16 protein-coding genes are annotated in these 15,678 nt (G+C 59.3%); 3 read left to right on the forward strand and 13 right to left on the reverse strand.

Annotation, left to right across the window (positions count from 1 at the left end; all coding sequences use genetic code 11):
* Positions 1-70 precede the first annotated feature (70 nt).
* Together PspR76_RS08030 and PspR76_RS08035 are read right to left on the reverse strand one after the other, a co-directional pair.
* A complete protein-coding gene (locus tag PspR76_RS08030; RefSeq protein WP_159954708.1) occupies positions 71-1,684 on the reverse strand; it encodes an NAD(P)/FAD-dependent oxidoreductase in 1,614 nt (537 codons plus the stop codon).
* Between the two features lie 106 nt (positions 1,685-1,790).
* On the reverse strand, positions 1,791-2,462 hold the full coding sequence (locus PspR76_RS08035; protein ID WP_159954709.1) for a COG3650 family protein: 672 nt from the start codon (positions 2,460-2,462) through the stop codon (positions 1,791-1,793).
* A 184-nt stretch (positions 2,463-2,646) separates the two neighbouring features.
* Here PspR76_RS08035 and PspR76_RS08040 point away from each other — a divergent pair, with 184 nt between their 5' ends.
* Positions 2,647-3,027, forward strand: coding sequence for a hypothetical protein (locus PspR76_RS08040; protein ID WP_174245596.1), 381 nt, complete (start codon positions 2,647-2,649; stop codon positions 3,025-3,027).
* On the opposite strand, the gene PspR76_RS08045 is transcribed toward PspR76_RS08040, so the two are convergent.
* Positions 3,012-3,611, reverse strand: coding sequence for a short chain dehydrogenase (locus PspR76_RS08045; RefSeq protein WP_159954711.1), 600 nt, complete (start codon positions 3,609-3,611; stop codon positions 3,012-3,014). The genes PspR76_RS08040 and PspR76_RS08045 overlap by 16 nt on opposite strands.
* Positions 3,612-3,714: 103 nt before the next feature.
* On the opposite strand from PspR76_RS08045, the gene PspR76_RS08050 reads away from it, so the two are divergent.
* On the forward strand, positions 3,715-4,629 hold the full coding sequence (locus tag PspR76_RS08050; RefSeq protein WP_159954712.1) for a LysR family transcriptional regulator: 915 nt from the start codon (positions 3,715-3,717) through the stop codon (positions 4,627-4,629).
* Here PspR76_RS08050 and PspR76_RS08055 read toward each other — a convergent pair.
* The 9 genes from PspR76_RS08055 to PspR76_RS08095 all read right to left on the reverse strand — a co-directional run bounded on the left by PspR76_RS08055 (position 4,620) and on the right by PspR76_RS08095 (position 12,364).
* On the reverse strand, positions 4,620-5,105 hold the full coding sequence (locus PspR76_RS08055) for a DoxX family protein (protein ID WP_159954713.1): 486 nt from the start codon (positions 5,103-5,105) through the stop codon (positions 4,620-4,622). The two genes, PspR76_RS08050 and PspR76_RS08055, sit on opposite strands and share 10 nt — an antisense overlap.
* Positions 5,102-5,878 (reverse strand): HvfC/BufC N-terminal domain-containing protein, encoded by a 777-nt coding sequence (locus tag PspR76_RS08060; protein ID WP_159954714.1) that lies wholly within the window; start codon positions 5,876-5,878, stop codon positions 5,102-5,104. The genes PspR76_RS08055 and PspR76_RS08060 overlap by 4 nt, the downstream gene beginning before the upstream one ends.
* Positions 5,875-6,753, reverse strand: coding sequence for an MNIO family bufferin maturase (gene bufB / locus PspR76_RS08065; protein WP_159954715.1), 879 nt, complete (start codon positions 6,751-6,753; stop codon positions 5,875-5,877). The genes PspR76_RS08060 and bufB overlap by 4 nt, the downstream gene beginning before the upstream one ends.
* A gap of 22 nt (positions 6,754-6,775) precedes the next feature.
* Complete coding sequence (locus tag PspR76_RS08070) at positions 6,776-7,075, reverse strand: BufA1 family periplasmic bufferin-type metallophore (RefSeq protein ID WP_159954716.1); 300 nt, start codon at positions 7,073-7,075, stop codon at positions 6,776-6,778.
* A 291-nt stretch (positions 7,076-7,366) separates the two neighbouring features.
* The gene (locus PspR76_RS08075) at positions 7,367-8,068 is read right to left on the reverse strand and encodes an ABC transporter ATP-binding protein (RefSeq protein ID WP_017844798.1); all 702 of its coding nucleotides are present in this window, start codon (positions 8,066-8,068) and stop codon (positions 7,367-7,369) included.
* Position 8,069: 1 nt separating this feature from the next.
* Positions 8,070-8,837 (reverse strand): high-affinity branched-chain amino acid ABC transporter ATP-binding protein LivG, encoded by a 768-nt coding sequence (gene livG, locus PspR76_RS08080; RefSeq protein ID WP_159954717.1) that lies wholly within the window; start codon positions 8,835-8,837, stop codon positions 8,070-8,072.
* Entirely contained in the window at positions 8,834-10,087 is a 1,254-nt protein-coding gene (locus PspR76_RS08085; RefSeq protein ID WP_159954718.1) for a high-affinity branched-chain amino acid ABC transporter permease LivM, read from the reverse strand. Before PspR76_RS08085 ends, livG begins: the two co-directional genes overlap by 4 nt.
* The gene (livH, locus tag PspR76_RS08090; RefSeq protein ID WP_159954719.1) at positions 10,084-11,007 is read right to left on the reverse strand and encodes a high-affinity branched-chain amino acid ABC transporter permease LivH; all 924 of its coding nucleotides are present in this window, start codon (positions 11,005-11,007) and stop codon (positions 10,084-10,086) included. The genes PspR76_RS08085 and livH overlap by 4 nt, the downstream gene beginning before the upstream one ends.
* Positions 11,008-11,236: 229 nt before the next feature.
* Positions 11,237-12,364: a branched-chain amino acid ABC transporter substrate-binding protein gene (locus PspR76_RS08095; protein ID WP_159954720.1), complete on the reverse strand. Its 1,128-nt coding sequence runs from the start codon at positions 12,362-12,364 to the stop codon at positions 11,237-11,239.
* Positions 12,365-12,704: 340 nt separating this feature from the next.
* Here PspR76_RS08095 and PspR76_RS08100 point away from each other — a divergent pair, with 340 nt between their 5' ends.
* Positions 12,705-13,007, forward strand: coding sequence for a DUF2288 domain-containing protein (locus tag PspR76_RS08100; protein ID WP_017530446.1), 303 nt, complete (start codon positions 12,705-12,707; stop codon positions 13,005-13,007).
* A 298-nt stretch (positions 13,008-13,305) separates the two neighbouring features.
* Here the strand turns inward: PspR76_RS08100 and PspR76_RS08105 are convergent, their stop codons facing one another.
* Positions 13,306-15,483, reverse strand: a complete 2,178-nt coding sequence (locus PspR76_RS08105) for a hypothetical protein (protein WP_159954721.1) — start codon at positions 15,481-15,483, stop codon at positions 13,306-13,308.
* Positions 15,484-15,678 lie beyond the last annotated feature (195 nt).

A 15,678-nucleotide genomic window follows, 5' to 3' on the forward strand; every position in this document is an offset into this window, starting at 1 on the left:
ATCGACTGAATCACCGCAATCGCAGGCAAGCCAGCTCCCACATTTGATTGGGTCGGCTGTAATAGCGTGATTACGCCTCAATGCCCAACATATCCCGCGCCAACGCCTCGGCAATCCGAATCCCGTCCACACCCGCCGACAGAATCCCACCGGCATAACCGGCGCCTTCGCCGGCCGGGAACAGGCCTTTCACGTTCAAGCTCTGCATCGACTCGTTGCGGGTAATCCGCAGCGGCGACGAGGTGCGCGTCTCGATACCGGTGAGCACCGCATCGTGCAGCGAGTAGCCCTTGATCTGCTTCTCGAACGCCGGCAGCGCTTCACGAATCGCTTCGATGGCGAAGTCCGGCAATGCCAAGGCCAGGTCACCCAGCGACACGCCTGGTTTGTAGGACGGTTCCACACTGCCGATGGCCGTGGACGGCTTGCCGGCGATGAAATCACCCACCAGTTGGGCCGGCGCCTCGTAGTTGCTGCCGCCGAGGATGTAGGCGTGGGACTCCAGGCGTTCCTGCAACTCGATACCCGCCAGCGGGCCGCCTGGGTAATCCACTTCAGGCGTGATGCCGACCACGATGCCGGAGTTGGCATTGCGTTCGTTACGCGAGTATTGGCTCATGCCGTTGGTCACCACGCGGTTTGGCTCGGAAGTCGCCGCTACCACCGTGCCGCCTGGGCACATGCAGAAGCTGTAGACCGAGCGGCCGTTCTTGGCGTGGTGCACCAGTTTGTAGTCGGCCGCGCCGAGTTTCGGGTGCCCGGCGTATTTGCCCAGGCGCGCGGCGTCGATCAGCGACTGCGGGTGTTCGATACGGAAACCCACCGAGAACGGCTTGGCCTCCATGTACACGCCACGCCCGTGCAGCATGCGGAACGTGTCGCGGGCGCTGTGGCCCAGGGCCAGGATCACGTGCTTGGAGAGGATCTGCTCGCCGCCGTCGATGACCACGCCGTTCAGTTGCCCGTCTTCGATCAGCACATCGGTGACGCGCTGTTCGAAACGCACTTCACCGCCCAGGGCGATGATTTGCTGGCGCATGTTTTCCACCACGCCGGTCAAGCGGAAGGTACCGATGTGCGGCTTGCTGACGTAGAGGATTTCTTCCGGCGCACCGGCCTTGACGAACTCGTGCAGCACTTTGCGACCGTGGAATTTCGGGTCCTTGATCTGGCTGTACAGCTTGCCGTCGGAGAAGGTCCCGGCGCCGCCTTCGCCGAACTGCACGTTGGACTCGGGGTTGAGTACGTTTTTGCGCCACAGGCCCCACGTGTCTTTGGTGCGCTGGCGCACTTCCTTGCCACGTTCGAGGATGATCGGCTTGAAGCCCATCTGCGCGAGCAACAGCCCGGCGAAAATCCCGCAGGGGCCGAAACCCACCACGATCGGGCGCTCGACCAGGCCTTGCGGCGCCTGGCCCACTACCTTGTAGCTGACGTCCGGCGCCGGGTTGATGTTGCGATCATCGGCGAACTTGAGCAGCAGGGCGGCTTCGCCCTTCACGTTCAGGTCGATGGTGTAGATGAAGCACAGCTCCGACGATTTTTTGCGGGCGTCGTAGCTGCGCTTGAACAGGGTGAAATCGAGCAGGTCATCACTGGCGATGCCCAGGCGCTGCACGATGGCAGGGCGCAGGTCTTCTTCGGGATGGTCGATGGGCAGCTTGAGTTCGGTGATTCGTAACATGACGGGATCCGGTAGGCGGCGGACAAAAAGGCCGGCTGTTTTGCAAACCGGCGATTATAAGCCCCAATGGCGGTTTTCCGTCAGGTTAAAACAGCGCAGGGCTGAATCAGTCGTCGCGTGAGCCGCCAAATGCCGCGCAACCACGCTGTACCTGGCCGTTGACGCGCAACTCGGCGGTCATGTGCTGAAGGCTGCCGCTGACCGAGTCGATGCAGCGCTGCGGGGCTACCCACAGTTCGATGTGCTGGTTATTGGCTTCGGTCATCAGGTTGAAACGCCCGTCACCCAGTTGCTCTTCCACAAACGGCACGGCAAGTGGCGGCTGGCCTTCGCGCTCCAGCACCATGCCCTTGGCGGTGACGTTCATTGCCCAGGCGGGTTTATGCCCGTTGGCCCGCAGGACCATGCGCTTGAAGTCCGGGTCGTTGCAGGTTGAGGTCGAACGCTCCATGCGATAGAGCTGTTGCAGGTCCACCGAACCCTGGGTGCCGCTGGCGACCCCGGAGAACTTGCCGCGCAGGTCGGCGAACAGCGCGCCTTGCTGGCCAGCCAGGGAGGCGGCTTCCTGCAGTACGCTGGTGCCACCGGCGTCGTTGACCACGTAGTTGCGTTTGTCGCCGCAAGGCTGGAACAGCAGCTTGCCGCCGACGGCGGTCAACTCACCCTGCATCCGGGTCAAACCTGCGGTAGAGGGTTTGGCCGGCTCGCTTTCAAACATCTGACAAGCGGTGAACAGGGGCAACAGGGCAAACAGAGCAAGGGTACGGGCGGCGCGCATTTATCGGGTCTCCAAACAAGTGCCGCCACGTTACGCAGGCTGACGCTGCATCACAAGTGCAGGACCCGGTTTGAACGATGTGTTCGGAACACGCTGGGAAATGACGCGTTGCTAATTGAGATATTTCCTACAGTTAGTGTTGGGGAATCGTAAGAGTGTCGACGTTTTTGGAGGGGGGATTTCAATGAATATCAAATGGAGCCTGTGCGCTGTTCTGCTCTGGGCAAGTGCGGCCTGTTCGGACGAGCCTGCCCGGCTCGTCTTTTCGTCAGTTACAGACTTCACAGACATCTCGGTGTCGTTGAAACGGGCCGAGAACCCTGATCCGGCCTACGTTGAGGTAAACGTCACGTTGAGTCCTGAAGCCAGGGCAAGGACAAAATCCATCACGCTGCTTACCATCAACAAATACCTGACACTCTACGTAGACGGTTATCAGCTAAGTACTTCAATGGTTCACAGCGAGCTGGGCGGGGAGTTCAGGTTTTTGGCCCCCCGCGCCCTGGTGATTGAATGGATGTCTCAGTTTTCGCGTGAGGCAATTGCCTCTCACCCCACGATGTAGGTTTGACCGGTCTGCAAGCCCTCGACGCTTTTCGCGTAGGCCAATGCCACATCGGCGCCCGCAGCCGGTTTGAAACCACGGAAGTACGGGGCGTAGCTGCCCATGGCTTCCAGCAGCACGGTCGGGCTTACGGAGTTGACGCGCAAGCCGCGTGGCAATTCGATAGCCGCGGCTTTGACAAAGGCGTCAAGCGCGCCATTAACCAGTGCCGCCGAGGCGCCGGTGCGGATCGGGTCACGGTTGAGGATGCCGCTGGTGAAGGTGAACGAGGCGCCGTCGTTGGCGTACTCACGGCCGATCAGCAGCAGGTTGACCTGGCCCATCAACTTGTCGCGCAGGCCCAGTTCAAAATCGCTTTCGCTCATGTCGCCCAACGCCACGAAATTCACGCTGCCCGCTGCGCAGACCAGGGCGTCGAATTTACCGGTCTGTTCGAACAGCTTGCGGATCGAGGCGCTGTCGCTGATATCCACCTGGAAGTCGCCGCTGGTGCGGCCGATGCTGATCACCTCGTGACGTTGGGCGAGTTCTGCCTTGACTGCCGAGCCGACCGTGCCGCTGGCACCAATCAATAGGATTTTCATCGTGCTGTTCCTCCAGGGGTAAGTGAAGGTTCAGTCTAGTGTGGCTTTTCAGGTGGATAAACGCGCTAATAGGCAACCTTTGGTTTTCAAATGGAAACAGTCCATGAGCGAGATGGATGACTTGGCGGCGTTTGCCGTACTGATCGAAGCCGGCAGTTTCACCGTAGCCGCCGAACAACTGGGGTGCAGCAAAGGCCAGCTGTCCAAGCGCATCAGCCAATTGGAAGCGCAGTTTTCCGTGGTGTTGCTGCATCGCACCACCCGCAAGCTTAGCCTGACCGCAGCCGGTGCGGCGTTGTTGCCCCAGGCTCAAGCACTGGTGGTACAGGTGGAGCGCGCCCGTCAGGCATTGGCGCGACTCAAGGACGATTTGGCCGGGCCGGTGCGTATGACGGTTCCGGTGTCGCTGGGGGAAACCTTCTTCGACGGCTTGCTGCTGGAGTTTTCCAAGCAGTATCCGCAGGTGCAGATCGAGCTGGAATTGAATAACAGCTACCGAGACCTGGCGCGCGATGGTTTTGATTTGGGCGTGCGCTTGGGGGCTATCGAAAATGAGCGCCTGGTGGCCAAGCCACTGCTGGCCTGGCACGAGATGACCTGCGCCAGCCCCGCTTACCTGGAACAGCACGGTGAACCGCTGACCCCGGCGGATTTGGCCACGCATACCTGCTTGCTCAACAGCCACTACAGCGGCCGTGAAGAATGGCTGTATCACCAGCAGCATGAACTGCTGCGTGTGCGGGTCAGCGGCACGTTTGCGTCCAACCACTACAACCTGTTGAAAAAAGCCGCGCTGGTGGGCGCCGGCATCGCCCGCCTGCCGTCCTACGTTTTACCTGCGGAATTGGCGGATGGCCGATTGCGCTGGCTCCTGCGTGATTATCAGACGCGAAGCATGCCGATGTACTTGGTTCACCCTTACCAGGGCGGCTTGCCGCGCCGTACTCAGGTGTTGGCCGATTACCTGGTGGACTGGTTCAAGCGCAGCGGCGAAGCCCTGGACCGTCTTCAGCGATAACGCCGCGCGATCAGATGGTCGATGGACAGGCAGCCCGGGCCTTTGGCGACCAACAGCAGCAACAAGGCGATCCAGGTGCCGTGGGTCGGGTAGGCTTCCGGGTAGACGAACAATTGAATGGTCAGGGTCATGCCGATCAGGGCCAGGGCCGAGAACCGCGTGGCAAAACCCACCAGGATCAGCACCGGGAAAAAGTGCTCGGCAAATGCCGCCATGTGCGCGGCCACTTCCGGTGACAGCAAGGGCACGTGGTATTCACTGCGAAACAACGGCAGCGTCGAGGCGGCAAGTTTGGGTTCGCCGAGTTGGAATGTGCCGTTGATGATATCGATGGCAAAGCCTTCAACTTTGGTTTGCCCGGACTTCCAGAACACCGCCGCGATGGAAAACCGCGCGAGAAAGGCGATCAGGCTGTAGGGGATTTTCTCGAACAATGCGATGGCCCGTTTAACCAGGCATGAAGGGGATGCGTTCATGGCGATACCTTTTGTTCTGGATGCAAATGAGTGATGGCGTCGTGGCTGATCAGCAGGGTTAGGCATTGGTTCAGGTCGAATTCGGCGGACGCTTCGAGGGCGTGCTGCACCGCGGTTTCCAACGCTGTGCCGTGGTTCAGGCTGTGGATGAACGCGGCCGAACCACTGTCGATGGCGAACACCTTCACTGCCAGGCCTTGGCGCAACACCAGCGCGCTTTGGGCGTGCCAGGGATTCAAGGTGGCCACGCCGCCGTCGGTCTGGTGCGCAGCCCAAACGGCCACGACCGCGTAGGTGGAGTTCAATATGGCTACGGACGGATGCAGTTGCAGGCGCAGTTTTCCAAGGTCGGTCTGGCCTTGCAGCGCTTGAAGAATGCTGTGCTGCTCCAGCGGTTGTGTATCTGCCGCGTGATAGGCGCGCACCCGCAGGCGCTCGAGCCTGGCGACATCGGCCAGGTAAGGCACGCTGGCGGCGGGTTCGAAGTCCTGGATGAACGCTGAGAATGCGCTGCCGTACTCGCTGATCAGCGGGCTGGTGGGCGGGCACGCCTGAATAAACAGGCCAGCCATGGCACGAAAGAACTCATCGCCGACTAACTGCAGCGTCACTGGGTAAGCCGTCGCCAGTGCGTTAACCAATGAGCTGTGGACGTTGTTGCGGTACACCGCAAAGCGGCTGGCCGGGTCGGCGCCGTTGCTGCTGAAAAGGCCTTCGGGGCACGCCTGGCCGGGGTCGACCAAGGCATTGGCAAACGCGGTGTGATGGCTCATACGTTCACCTGCGACAGGTGCCAGTCGGCGTGTTGGGCTTCGGCTTGCAATACATTGAAGGCCGGCACCTGGTTATCGCGCTCGATCAGCGTAGCCACCGGGCCGGTGCGCGTGAGGACCCGTTCGTACAACTGCCACACGGCGTTATCGATGGGAGCGCCGTGGTCATCAATCAACAGGCGGTCACCCAGGTTGTCGGTGTCTTCGGCAAAACCGGCCAGATGAATCTCACCGACTGCGCGCAAAGGCAGTGCGTCGATGTAGGAAAGTGGGTCGCGTTGGTGGTTGATGCACGATACGTAGACGTTGTTGACGTCCAGCAGCAGGCCACAACCGGTACGGCGGATGATCTCGCTGATGAAGTCCGTCTCGTCCAGGGTGGAGCGTTGGAACTGCAGATACGTCGAAGGGTTCTCCAGCAGCATCGGCCGCTTGAGAGTGCTTTGGACCTGATCGATGTGTTCGCACACCCGGTTGAGGGTGGCGGCATCGTAGGCCAGGGGCAGCAAGTCATTGAGAAACACCGGGCCGTGGCTGGACCAGGCCAGGTGTTCGGAAAAAGAGTGGGGTTGATAGCGGTCGATCAGCGTGGCCAACCGTGGCAGGTGCTCACGGTTCAACGGGCCTTCGCCGCCGATGGACAGGCCCACGCCGTGCAGCGACAGCGGGTACTGCTCGCGGATCAAACCCAGGTAGTGATGAAACGGGCCGCCGGCCACCATGTAGTTTTCGGCGTGCACTTCAAAAAAACCGATGTCGGGCGAGGTCTCGAGCACTTCGATGAAGTGCTCGTTCTTCAGCCCCAGCCCGGCCCTGTAGGGGAGGCCGGGCACCTGAGCCGGTGAGACCGTGTGTTGAGGTAAAAGCGTCATCATCAGTACTCAGGCGGCGCAGGGATCAGGACTTGGCGGTGAAGGCAGCTTCCTGGCCGAAACCGGTCGGCGAGGTGGCGCTTGGGGTTTTGCCGCAGGTGCCGGCTGGGACCAGTTTCCAGGCATTGGCCTGGTCTTTGACTTTCGAGGTGCCGGCGCAGGTAGTGCCGGCGCCTGCGGCGCAATCGTTCTTGCCGGCTTCAGCGACGCCGAAGCATTTGTCCATTTTGGCGTCGTCGGCGTGGGCCATGTTGGACATTGCGGACAGGCTCAGAGCAGAACCGAGGGCCAGGATCAGGGTAGCGGCGGACAGTTTAGTGGTCATGGTGTATCTCCAGCAGTGGGTTGAGGTAGCGAGCTTGATTGCCTGCTTACTCCACTAGAGGCAGCAGGGTGAATTTCGTTACAAGCGCGACGAAAATAATTTCAACAAATGCAAAATTTAAGGACGCCACAAAGCAAATGTGGGAGCTGGCATGTGTGGGAGCCGGGCTTGCCCGCGATGCAGTCACCGCTGTGTGTCAGACACACCGCAGTGATGCAATCGCAGGCAAGCCAGCTCCCACACATGCCAGCTCCCACATTTTTTAGATCAAGTTCCTACAGCAACCGGGTATTAGCCCCCGAGGTACGCCTCCCGTACCTTCGGATCCGTCAGCAACTGCTCGCCCGTGCCCTGCATCACTACCCGGCCGTTTTCCAGCACGTACGCGCGGTCAGCAATCTTCAAGGCCTGGTTGGCGTTCTGCTCCACCAGGAACACCGTCACACCGTCCTTGCGCAGCTGTTCGATGATGTCGAAGATCTGCTGGATGATGATCGGTGCCAGGCCCAGGGACGGTTCATCCAGGAGCAGCAGCTTGGGTTTGCTCATCAGCGCGCGGCCGATGGCGAGCATTTGCTGTTCGCCGCCGGACATGGTGCCGCCACGTTGGCTGAAGCGCTCCTTGAGCCGTGGGAACAGGTGCAACACCTTGTCCATCTGCTCCTGGTAGTCGCCCTTGTCGGTGAAGAACCCGCCCATGGCCAGGTTTTCCTCGACGGTCAGGCGCGAGAACACGCGACGGCCTTCCGGCACCACCGCAATGCTCTTGCGCATGATGTGCGAGGACTGCTGGCCCACCAGCTCTTCACCCATGTAGCGGATGCTGCCGCTGTGGGCCTGAGGCGAACCGCACAGGGTCATCAGCAAGGTCGATTTACCGGCACCGTTGGCGCCGATCAGCGTGACGATTTCACCTTGGCGCACTTCCACGTTGACGCTGTGCAGGGCCTGGATCTTGCCGTAGAAAGTGGAAACGTTTTCGAATTGCAGCATTTTACGCTTCCCCCAAATAGGCTTTGATCACTTCAGGATTGTCGCGGATCTGCTCCGGCGTCCCGTTGGCCAGCGGCGTGCCCTGGTTGATCACCACGATGTGGTCGGAAATGCTCATGACCAGTTTCATGTCGTGTTCGATCAACAGCACCGTGGCATTGTTTTCCTCACGCAACACGCTGATCAGCGCCTTGAGGTCTTCGGTTTCCTTGGGGTTCAGGCCGGCCGCCGGTTCGTCGAGCATGAGGATCCGCGGGCGGGTCATCATGCAACGGGCGATTTCCAGGCGACGTTGCTGCCCGTAGGCCAGGGTGCCGGCAGGGCGGTTGGCAAACTCGGTGAGGTTGACCTTGTCCAGCCAGTACGCCGCGTATTCCATGGCCTCGCGTTCGCTCTTGCGGAACGACGGAGTCTTGAACAAGCCCGCAAAGAAGTTGGTGTTCAGGTGACGGTGCTGGGCGATCAGCAGGTTCTCGACCGCCGTCATGTCCTTGAACAGCCGCACGTTCTGGAAGGTGCGTACCACACCCTTGCGGGCGATTTCGTGGCCGGCCAGGCCCTGGATCGGCTGGCCGTCCAGCAGGATGCTGCCACCGCTCGGCTTGTAGAAACCGGTGAGGCAGTTGAACACCGTGGTCTTGCCGGCGCCGTTCGGGCCGATCAGCGCCACGACCTGTTTCTCTTTCACGGTCAGGCCCACGCCGTTGACCGCCAGCAAGCCGCCGAAGCGCATGCTCAAATTTTCGACTTTCAGGATCTCGCGGCTCATTTGCGCAGCTCCATGTGTGGGCGTTGCATCGGCAGCAGACCTTGAGGACGCCAAATCATCATCAGCACCATCATGGCGCCGAACATCAACATGCGGTATTCGCTGAACTCACGCATCATTTCCGGCAGCAGGATCATCACGATCGCGGCGAGGATCACCCCCAGTTGCGAGCCCATGCCACCCAATACCACGATGGCGAGGATGATCGCCGACTCGATAAAGGTGAACGACTCCGGGGTCACCAGGCCTTGGCGCGCGGCGAAGAAGCTGCCAGCGAAACCGGCGAAGGTTGCCCCGAGGGTGAAGGCCGAAAGTTTGATGACTGTCGGGTTCATGCCCAGTGCACGGCAGGCGATCTCATCTTCGCGCAATGCTTCCCACGCACGGCCGATCGGCATGCGCAGCAGGCGGTTGATCACGAACAGCGCGGCCAGTGCCAGCAACAGCGCCACCAGGTACAGGAACACCACTTTGCTCACTGGGTTGTAGTCGATCCCGAAGTACTCGTGGAAGGTCTGCATGCCTTCGGCGGCGGTGCGGTCGAACGACAGCCCGAAGAACGTCGGCTTGGGGATGCTGCTGATGCCGTTGGGCCCGCCGGTGATATCGGTGAGGTTACGCAGGAACAGTCGGATGATTTCACCGAAGCCCAGGGTCACGATCGCCAAATAGTCACCGCGCAGGCGCAGCACCGGGAAGCCCAGCAGGAAGCCGAACGTGGCCGCCATCAAGCCGGCCAGCGGCAGGCAAACCCAGAAACTCCAGCCCAGGTAGTGCGAGAGCAGTGCGTAGGTGTAGGCACCCACGGCATAGAAGCCCACATAACCCAGGTCGAGCAGCCCGGCCAGGCCCACCACGATGTTCAGGCCCAGGCCCAGCAACACGTAGATGAGGATCAGGGTGGCGATGTCGACCGCGCCGCGCGAGCCGAAGAACGGCCAGATCAACGCGGCCACGATCAGGCCGATGATGATGTAGCGCTGGGTACGCGGCAGGGTCAGGAATTGGCTGACCTTGGGCGAAACCAGCGGGCCACGGTTACCCTTCAGCAGGGCGCCGACTTGCTGGCTGAACAACACGCGCAGGAACATCAGCACCGAGCACAAGGCGATGATGGTCAGGGTCACGGGACCGGTGCCATGTACTTCCAGGTTGATGCCGACAATGCTCAGCTTGAGGCCGAGTACCGGAAAGGCCACGGCCCATACCAGCAAAGCGCTGAAAAACGCTGATTTAAGATATCTGCTCATACTTTCTCAACCTCCGGACGGCCCAGAATGCCGGTCGGACGGAACAACAGCACCAGAACCAACAGGCCGAACGCCACCACATCCTTGTATTGGTCACCGAACACGTCGGCGCCGAAGGCTTCGGCCACACCCAGTACCAGCCCGCCGAGCATGGCGCCCGGAATACTGCCGATACCGCCCAATACCGCTGCGGTGAAGGCCTTGAGGCCCACCAGGAAACCGGCGTTGGGGTTGATCACGCCGTACTGCATGCTCAGCAGCACCGCCGCAACGGCCGCCAGCGCAGCACCGATGACGAAGGTCAGGGCGATGATGTTGTTGGTGTTGATGCCCAGCAGGTTGGCCATCTTGATGTCTTCGGCGCAGGCCCGGCAGGCGCGCCCCAGACGGGAGCGGGAGATGAACAGGGTCAGGCCCAGCATGGCCACCAGCGTGACCACGAAGACCAGGATCTGCATGTACGAAATCAGCACTTCTTGTGCGCCACCTGGGCCGAAGGAGAAGCTCCCCGGGATCAGGTTGGGAATGGACTTATCCTTGGAGTCCTGGGACAGCAGTACGGTGTTCTGCAGGAAAATCGACATGCCGATGGCGGAAATCAGCGGGATCAAACGGTTGCTGCCACGCAAGGGACGGTAGGCAACCCGCTCGATACTGTAGCCATACGCACTGGTCACGACGATCGATGCAAGGAACGCAGCGGTCATCAACAGCGGCAGGGAATGGATACCCAGCATGGCCAGCCCGGCAAGGGCGATGAAGGCCACGTAGGAACCAATCATGTACACCTCGCCATGGGCGAAGTTAATCATTCCAATGATGCCGTAAACCATTGTGTAGCCAATGGCTATCAAGGCATAGGTGCTGCCAACGGTCATGCCGTTAACCAGCGTTTGGAAAAAATGATAGATCTCAGGCATTACAGCGCTCCTAAAAACCCGATACGCATTTCACTGGTGGAGTCATGTTCCGGCCCTGCGCTGTGTTCTATGAGCACATTTGCGCAAAGCGTTTGCCAGCGAACCGCTGGTGACGGTTTTAAGATTTTCAGGTGAGCCAGCCCCCGGATCGCGGGTGTCAGGCCCATAAACCTCCTAAAACAAAGCCCACTGCTTTCACAGTGGGCTTGTTGGACCAGTAACGCCTGGCTTACTGAGGGGAAACTTCGGTTTTTGGTTTACCGAAGTGCCATTCGTAGACCACGAACTTGAAGTCCTTCAGGTCGCCCTTGGCGTCAAAGCTCAGGTCGCCGGTAGGGGTCTTGAAGGTGCCAGCGTGGATGGCAGCCGCCACTTTGGCGGTGTCTTCAGACTTCGCCGCAGCGATACCGCCGGCGATGACTTCAACTGCCGAGTAGGCCGGGAACACGAACGGACCGGTTGGGTCCTGCTTGTTCTTGGTGAACTCTTCAACGATTGCCTTGTTGGCAGGGTCGGTGTCGAACGACTTCGGCAGGGTAACCAGCAGGCCTTCGGAAGCGCCCTGGGCGATTTGCGAGATGGAGTCGTTACCGACGCCCTCTGGGCCCATGAACTTGGCGTTCACGCCTTTTTCCTTGGCTTGGCGCAGGATCAGGCCCAGCTCAGGGTGGTAGCCGCCGTAGTAAACGAAGTCGACGTTGGCTTGCTTGAGCTTCTGGATCAGCGAGCCGAAGTCTTTGTCGCCAGCGTTGATGCCTTCGAAGAGGGCGACTTTCACGCCTTTCTTCTCGAGGGTCTGTTTAACGGCAGTGGCGATGCCTTCACCGTATTGCTGTTTGTCGTGAATAACGGCAACAACTTTTGGCTTCACGTGGTCGGCGATGTAGTTGCCGGCCGCTGGGCCTTGAGCGCTGTCCAGGCCGATGGTACGGAACACCAGTTTGTAACCACGGGAAGTGATTTCCGGGCTGGTGGCCGCAGGGGTAATCATGATCACGCCTTCGTCTTCATAGATGTCGGACGCTGGCTGAGTGGAGCTGGAGCAGAGGTGACCGACCACGAACTTGACGCCGTCGTTGACCACTTTGTTCGCTACGGCAACGGCTTGTTTAGGATCGCAAGCGTCGTCGTATTCTTTCGCTTCAAGCATTTTACCGTCGACGCCGCCCTTGGCGTTGATGTCGGCGATTGCCTGCTTGGCACCCATGAATTGCATGTCGCCGTATTGCGTCACAGGACCTGTCTTAGGCCCGGCGATACCGATCTTGATGGTGTCGGCTGCGAACGTATGGCCGGCAACCCCAGCCAGGACCATAGCGGCAAACAGTTTGGAAATCTGCTTAGTAGCCTTATTCATAGTGCTCCACTCTTACTGTTGTATTTTTTATAGTTCTAGCGGCCTTGTGAGCTGCAGAACCGGATCAGATATCTCGGATATCCCCCCGGCATGCCCTGGCAACTGTACCGGTACAGTGTAGAGCGCCGGTTGATCGCTTGAAAAGCTGGCTGCTGGGGGCAAAACCCGGGGGTGTCGCTTAAATGAAAGAAAAAGACAGAATTGCGGCGGGGTGATGCCAGAGTTTCGGGCAATCCTTGGCTTTCCTGACACTTTCGATCGTTGACTCATTTGCAACTGGGTTTTTCTGCCTGGCTCACGACGTTATGATTGCGCCGATTTTTTCTTCAGGTGAATTCCCATGACGCAAGAACCTAGCACCCTCTATGCCAAGCTGCTCGGTGAAACCGCCGAAATATCCTGGAAGGAGCTTGAGCCGTTCTTCGCCAAGGGTGCCCTATTGTGGGTCGACGCCGGCCTGGATTTGATCGAAGCGGCCGAGGGAATGGCCGAGGATAACCGCGACAAAGTCGCTGCATGGCTGGCTGCGGGGAGCCTTGGCGAGGTGTCTGCAACGCGGGCATTGGACTTGGTTGAGCGTGATCCGAGCTTGTGGGCAGTGGTGGTTTCACCGTGGATCCTGATCCAGGAAAGGGCAGCGTAAGAAGCGCATGCACGAAACTGGTGCGTGATTTTAGTCGGCGCAAGTGTGTAGCGGAGTAACCGCTGGCGCCGTGATGGCACCTTGCCGTAGAGAAAGGTCACAGGTGAGGGTGACGTGCGCGTCACGGGAACAGTTTGGCGCGGGGCTGAAGGCTCGGGGAATTGTTTCTGGGTGTGGCAAAGATGCAGGTATGCAGTGGCTGACAGGCCGCTATCGCAGGCAAGCCAGCTCCCACATTTGATCGGGGTCCACCGTTCGAATGTGGGAGCTGGCTTGCCTGCGATGGCCGCGACGCGGTTTAAGCCGTCTTGCCGGTATGGTTATTCAACGAAATCACCTTGGTCTTGCCAATCCGATGACGATAAATCTCTCGCAGATACTTGATCGCTTTCTTCACACAATCCCGTGACAGGCGAATATCGTTAATCGACACAAACTTCTCCTTGTCGTTGATCAGCTCGCGATACTTCTTCTCGTACATCGGCTTGATCGCATACCAGTTGGTATCCAGGATCTTCGCCGGGTTCTCGAACTCATTGAGCAGCTCATCAATCCGGCCTTCGTCAAAATCCTCATGGATGATGAAATCCAGAATCGAATTATCCAGCGTGTCATCAAACCGGTACGGGTTGCGCGCAAAGCAGCGTTTGATAAACGCCACGATCAACGTGAGGAAATCATCCGACAAGCACGGGCTCTTGGCGATCAAGGTGGTCAGCGACAAGTTGGCCGACGCGCCGATCACCAACGCATAGCGCTTGAGCGTCGTGTTGGGAAACAGGCTGTTAAGGTGGGTCTTGAGTCGGTTCAAGTCCATGTACGACAGCTTGTAATCCTTGGGCAAGGACACAATCGACACCACCGACGAGCAGTTCTTGAAGAAGTGCAGGTCATGCAGCGCCGCCGCGTCATACCCGGAATTCTTGTACTGCTCCAAAGACGCCTTGTAGCGCTTGGACTCAATCGGCAACAAGCTGATGCCCTCGATGGCCTGGGTCACCTTGTTGAAGTGCGGCAGATCGATCGAGCGGAAAAACAGGTCATCGATATTCAGCCGCTGTGGCTCTTTATCAAACACCTTGAACTTGTCGTTGGACGGCGCCGGCGTTTCCGGCACCACGGACTCGGCATAAGCAATCGCCACCGGCCCGGCCAGGCTCATGAACAGGTCGTTGGCATCCAGGCGGATGGTTTCGCCGATGTCGATGCCCGCGCGACGGAAGTAGTTCTGGTCGTAGTCCGTGGTCACCGCCTGGGCGGTGAGGATGTTGAAGATCTGCTGCGAGATGTACTGGTTCGCGTGTTTTTCCATGGCATTGACGTCAATGTTCTGGATATTGCCGTCATCGCTCTCTTCGGCGTAACGCATGATGTCGTTGGAAATCAGCATCATCGCGTTCCACGGGCGAATGCGGCCTTTCACGCTGGCCTCGCTGCTGTCTTCGTTGTCGAAGTTGTATGAGAAATCCCATTCTTCCGACAGGTATTTGCACAACAGCCGCCCGGCGTTGATGTGCAACGCCTCGGACATTTCGCTGCGGTGGTCGGAAATATTCGGCAGCACGCAGATGCCGCTGGTGAAGATCGGCTCGAACACAAAGGCATGGCCGCTCTTGCTGTCGTGCTCGTCGGCCGGTTTGGTGTCGAACGTCTTGTTCATGTACGAGTGTTGCTGGGCCAGGCCGAATTCCGAGGCCATGCCCGAACCCGTGCCGCCGCCGGCGCTGAAGATCGAAAAGTACAGGCGCGACTGGTTGGCCTTGATGCCACAGGAGTCGATCAGGTACGAGTGGATCATCTTCCAGTCAGGGCTGGAAAAACGCTGGGTGTCTTTGTTGAGGATGATCTTGGCCAGGTACTGGCCGAGGATCGGCGCGTTACCGGCGCCACCGGCATGCACCTCCGACAGGTCCATGATCTTCATTTTGCTGTAGTCGCGCAGGAACCCGCTTTTTTCGCCCTTGCGCGAGAAGCGGATGCGCCCGGCGATGTCCTTGTCCAAATCGCCCAGCATCACCAATGGCTCCACCAGGAACACCGGCTTGGTGGCCTTGCCGCCGCCCAGGCGCAGGTTGTTGCGAATCCATTGGGCCGGGCTGTAGCCCTTGTCTGTCGACTTGTCTTCAGTGCTGAACTCGTTCAAGTAAAACTTGCGCGCGTTGTACACCAGCTCCGCCACGTCCAAGGCAATGTTGGAACCGCAGCGGCCCAGGCCGATCAGGCACACCGACGGAAACTCTTGCTCACTGCGCGCATCACCGTCGCCTTCCTGCTGGGGCAGGCAGGGGAACACCATGTCGCGCAGGCCGTCGAGGTTGTCGAGGATGCGGTCGGTGTTGGTTTCGGTGAAGTACAGGTACTGCTGGGTGGCCAGCGGGCGGGCGTTGCTCAATGACTTGGAGCCTGAGGGTTTTTCCGCAGGAACGGTGGGCAACACGTCGGATACCACGGTGGCAGAGTTATTTTTGGAAGTCATTGGGCGCCATGTACCTGGACGGATGGCCAAAAAATCAGGGAGCCATCACTGAATGAGAGTTCGCGACTTTACAGTGCGTCTGAGTCCGGGCCGGTCGGGTTTAACCCCAGTTGCGCTAGGGGAATACTGGCCGGACTCTGATGAATCGGCCGTTCGTCGGCGTTCTTTAGGCAAATGATGGCTAAATGCCAAATA

This window comes from Pseudomonas sp. R76 (genome assembly GCF_009834565.1).
Classification (GTDB): domain Bacteria; phylum Pseudomonadota; class Gammaproteobacteria; order Pseudomonadales; family Pseudomonadaceae; genus Aquipseudomonas.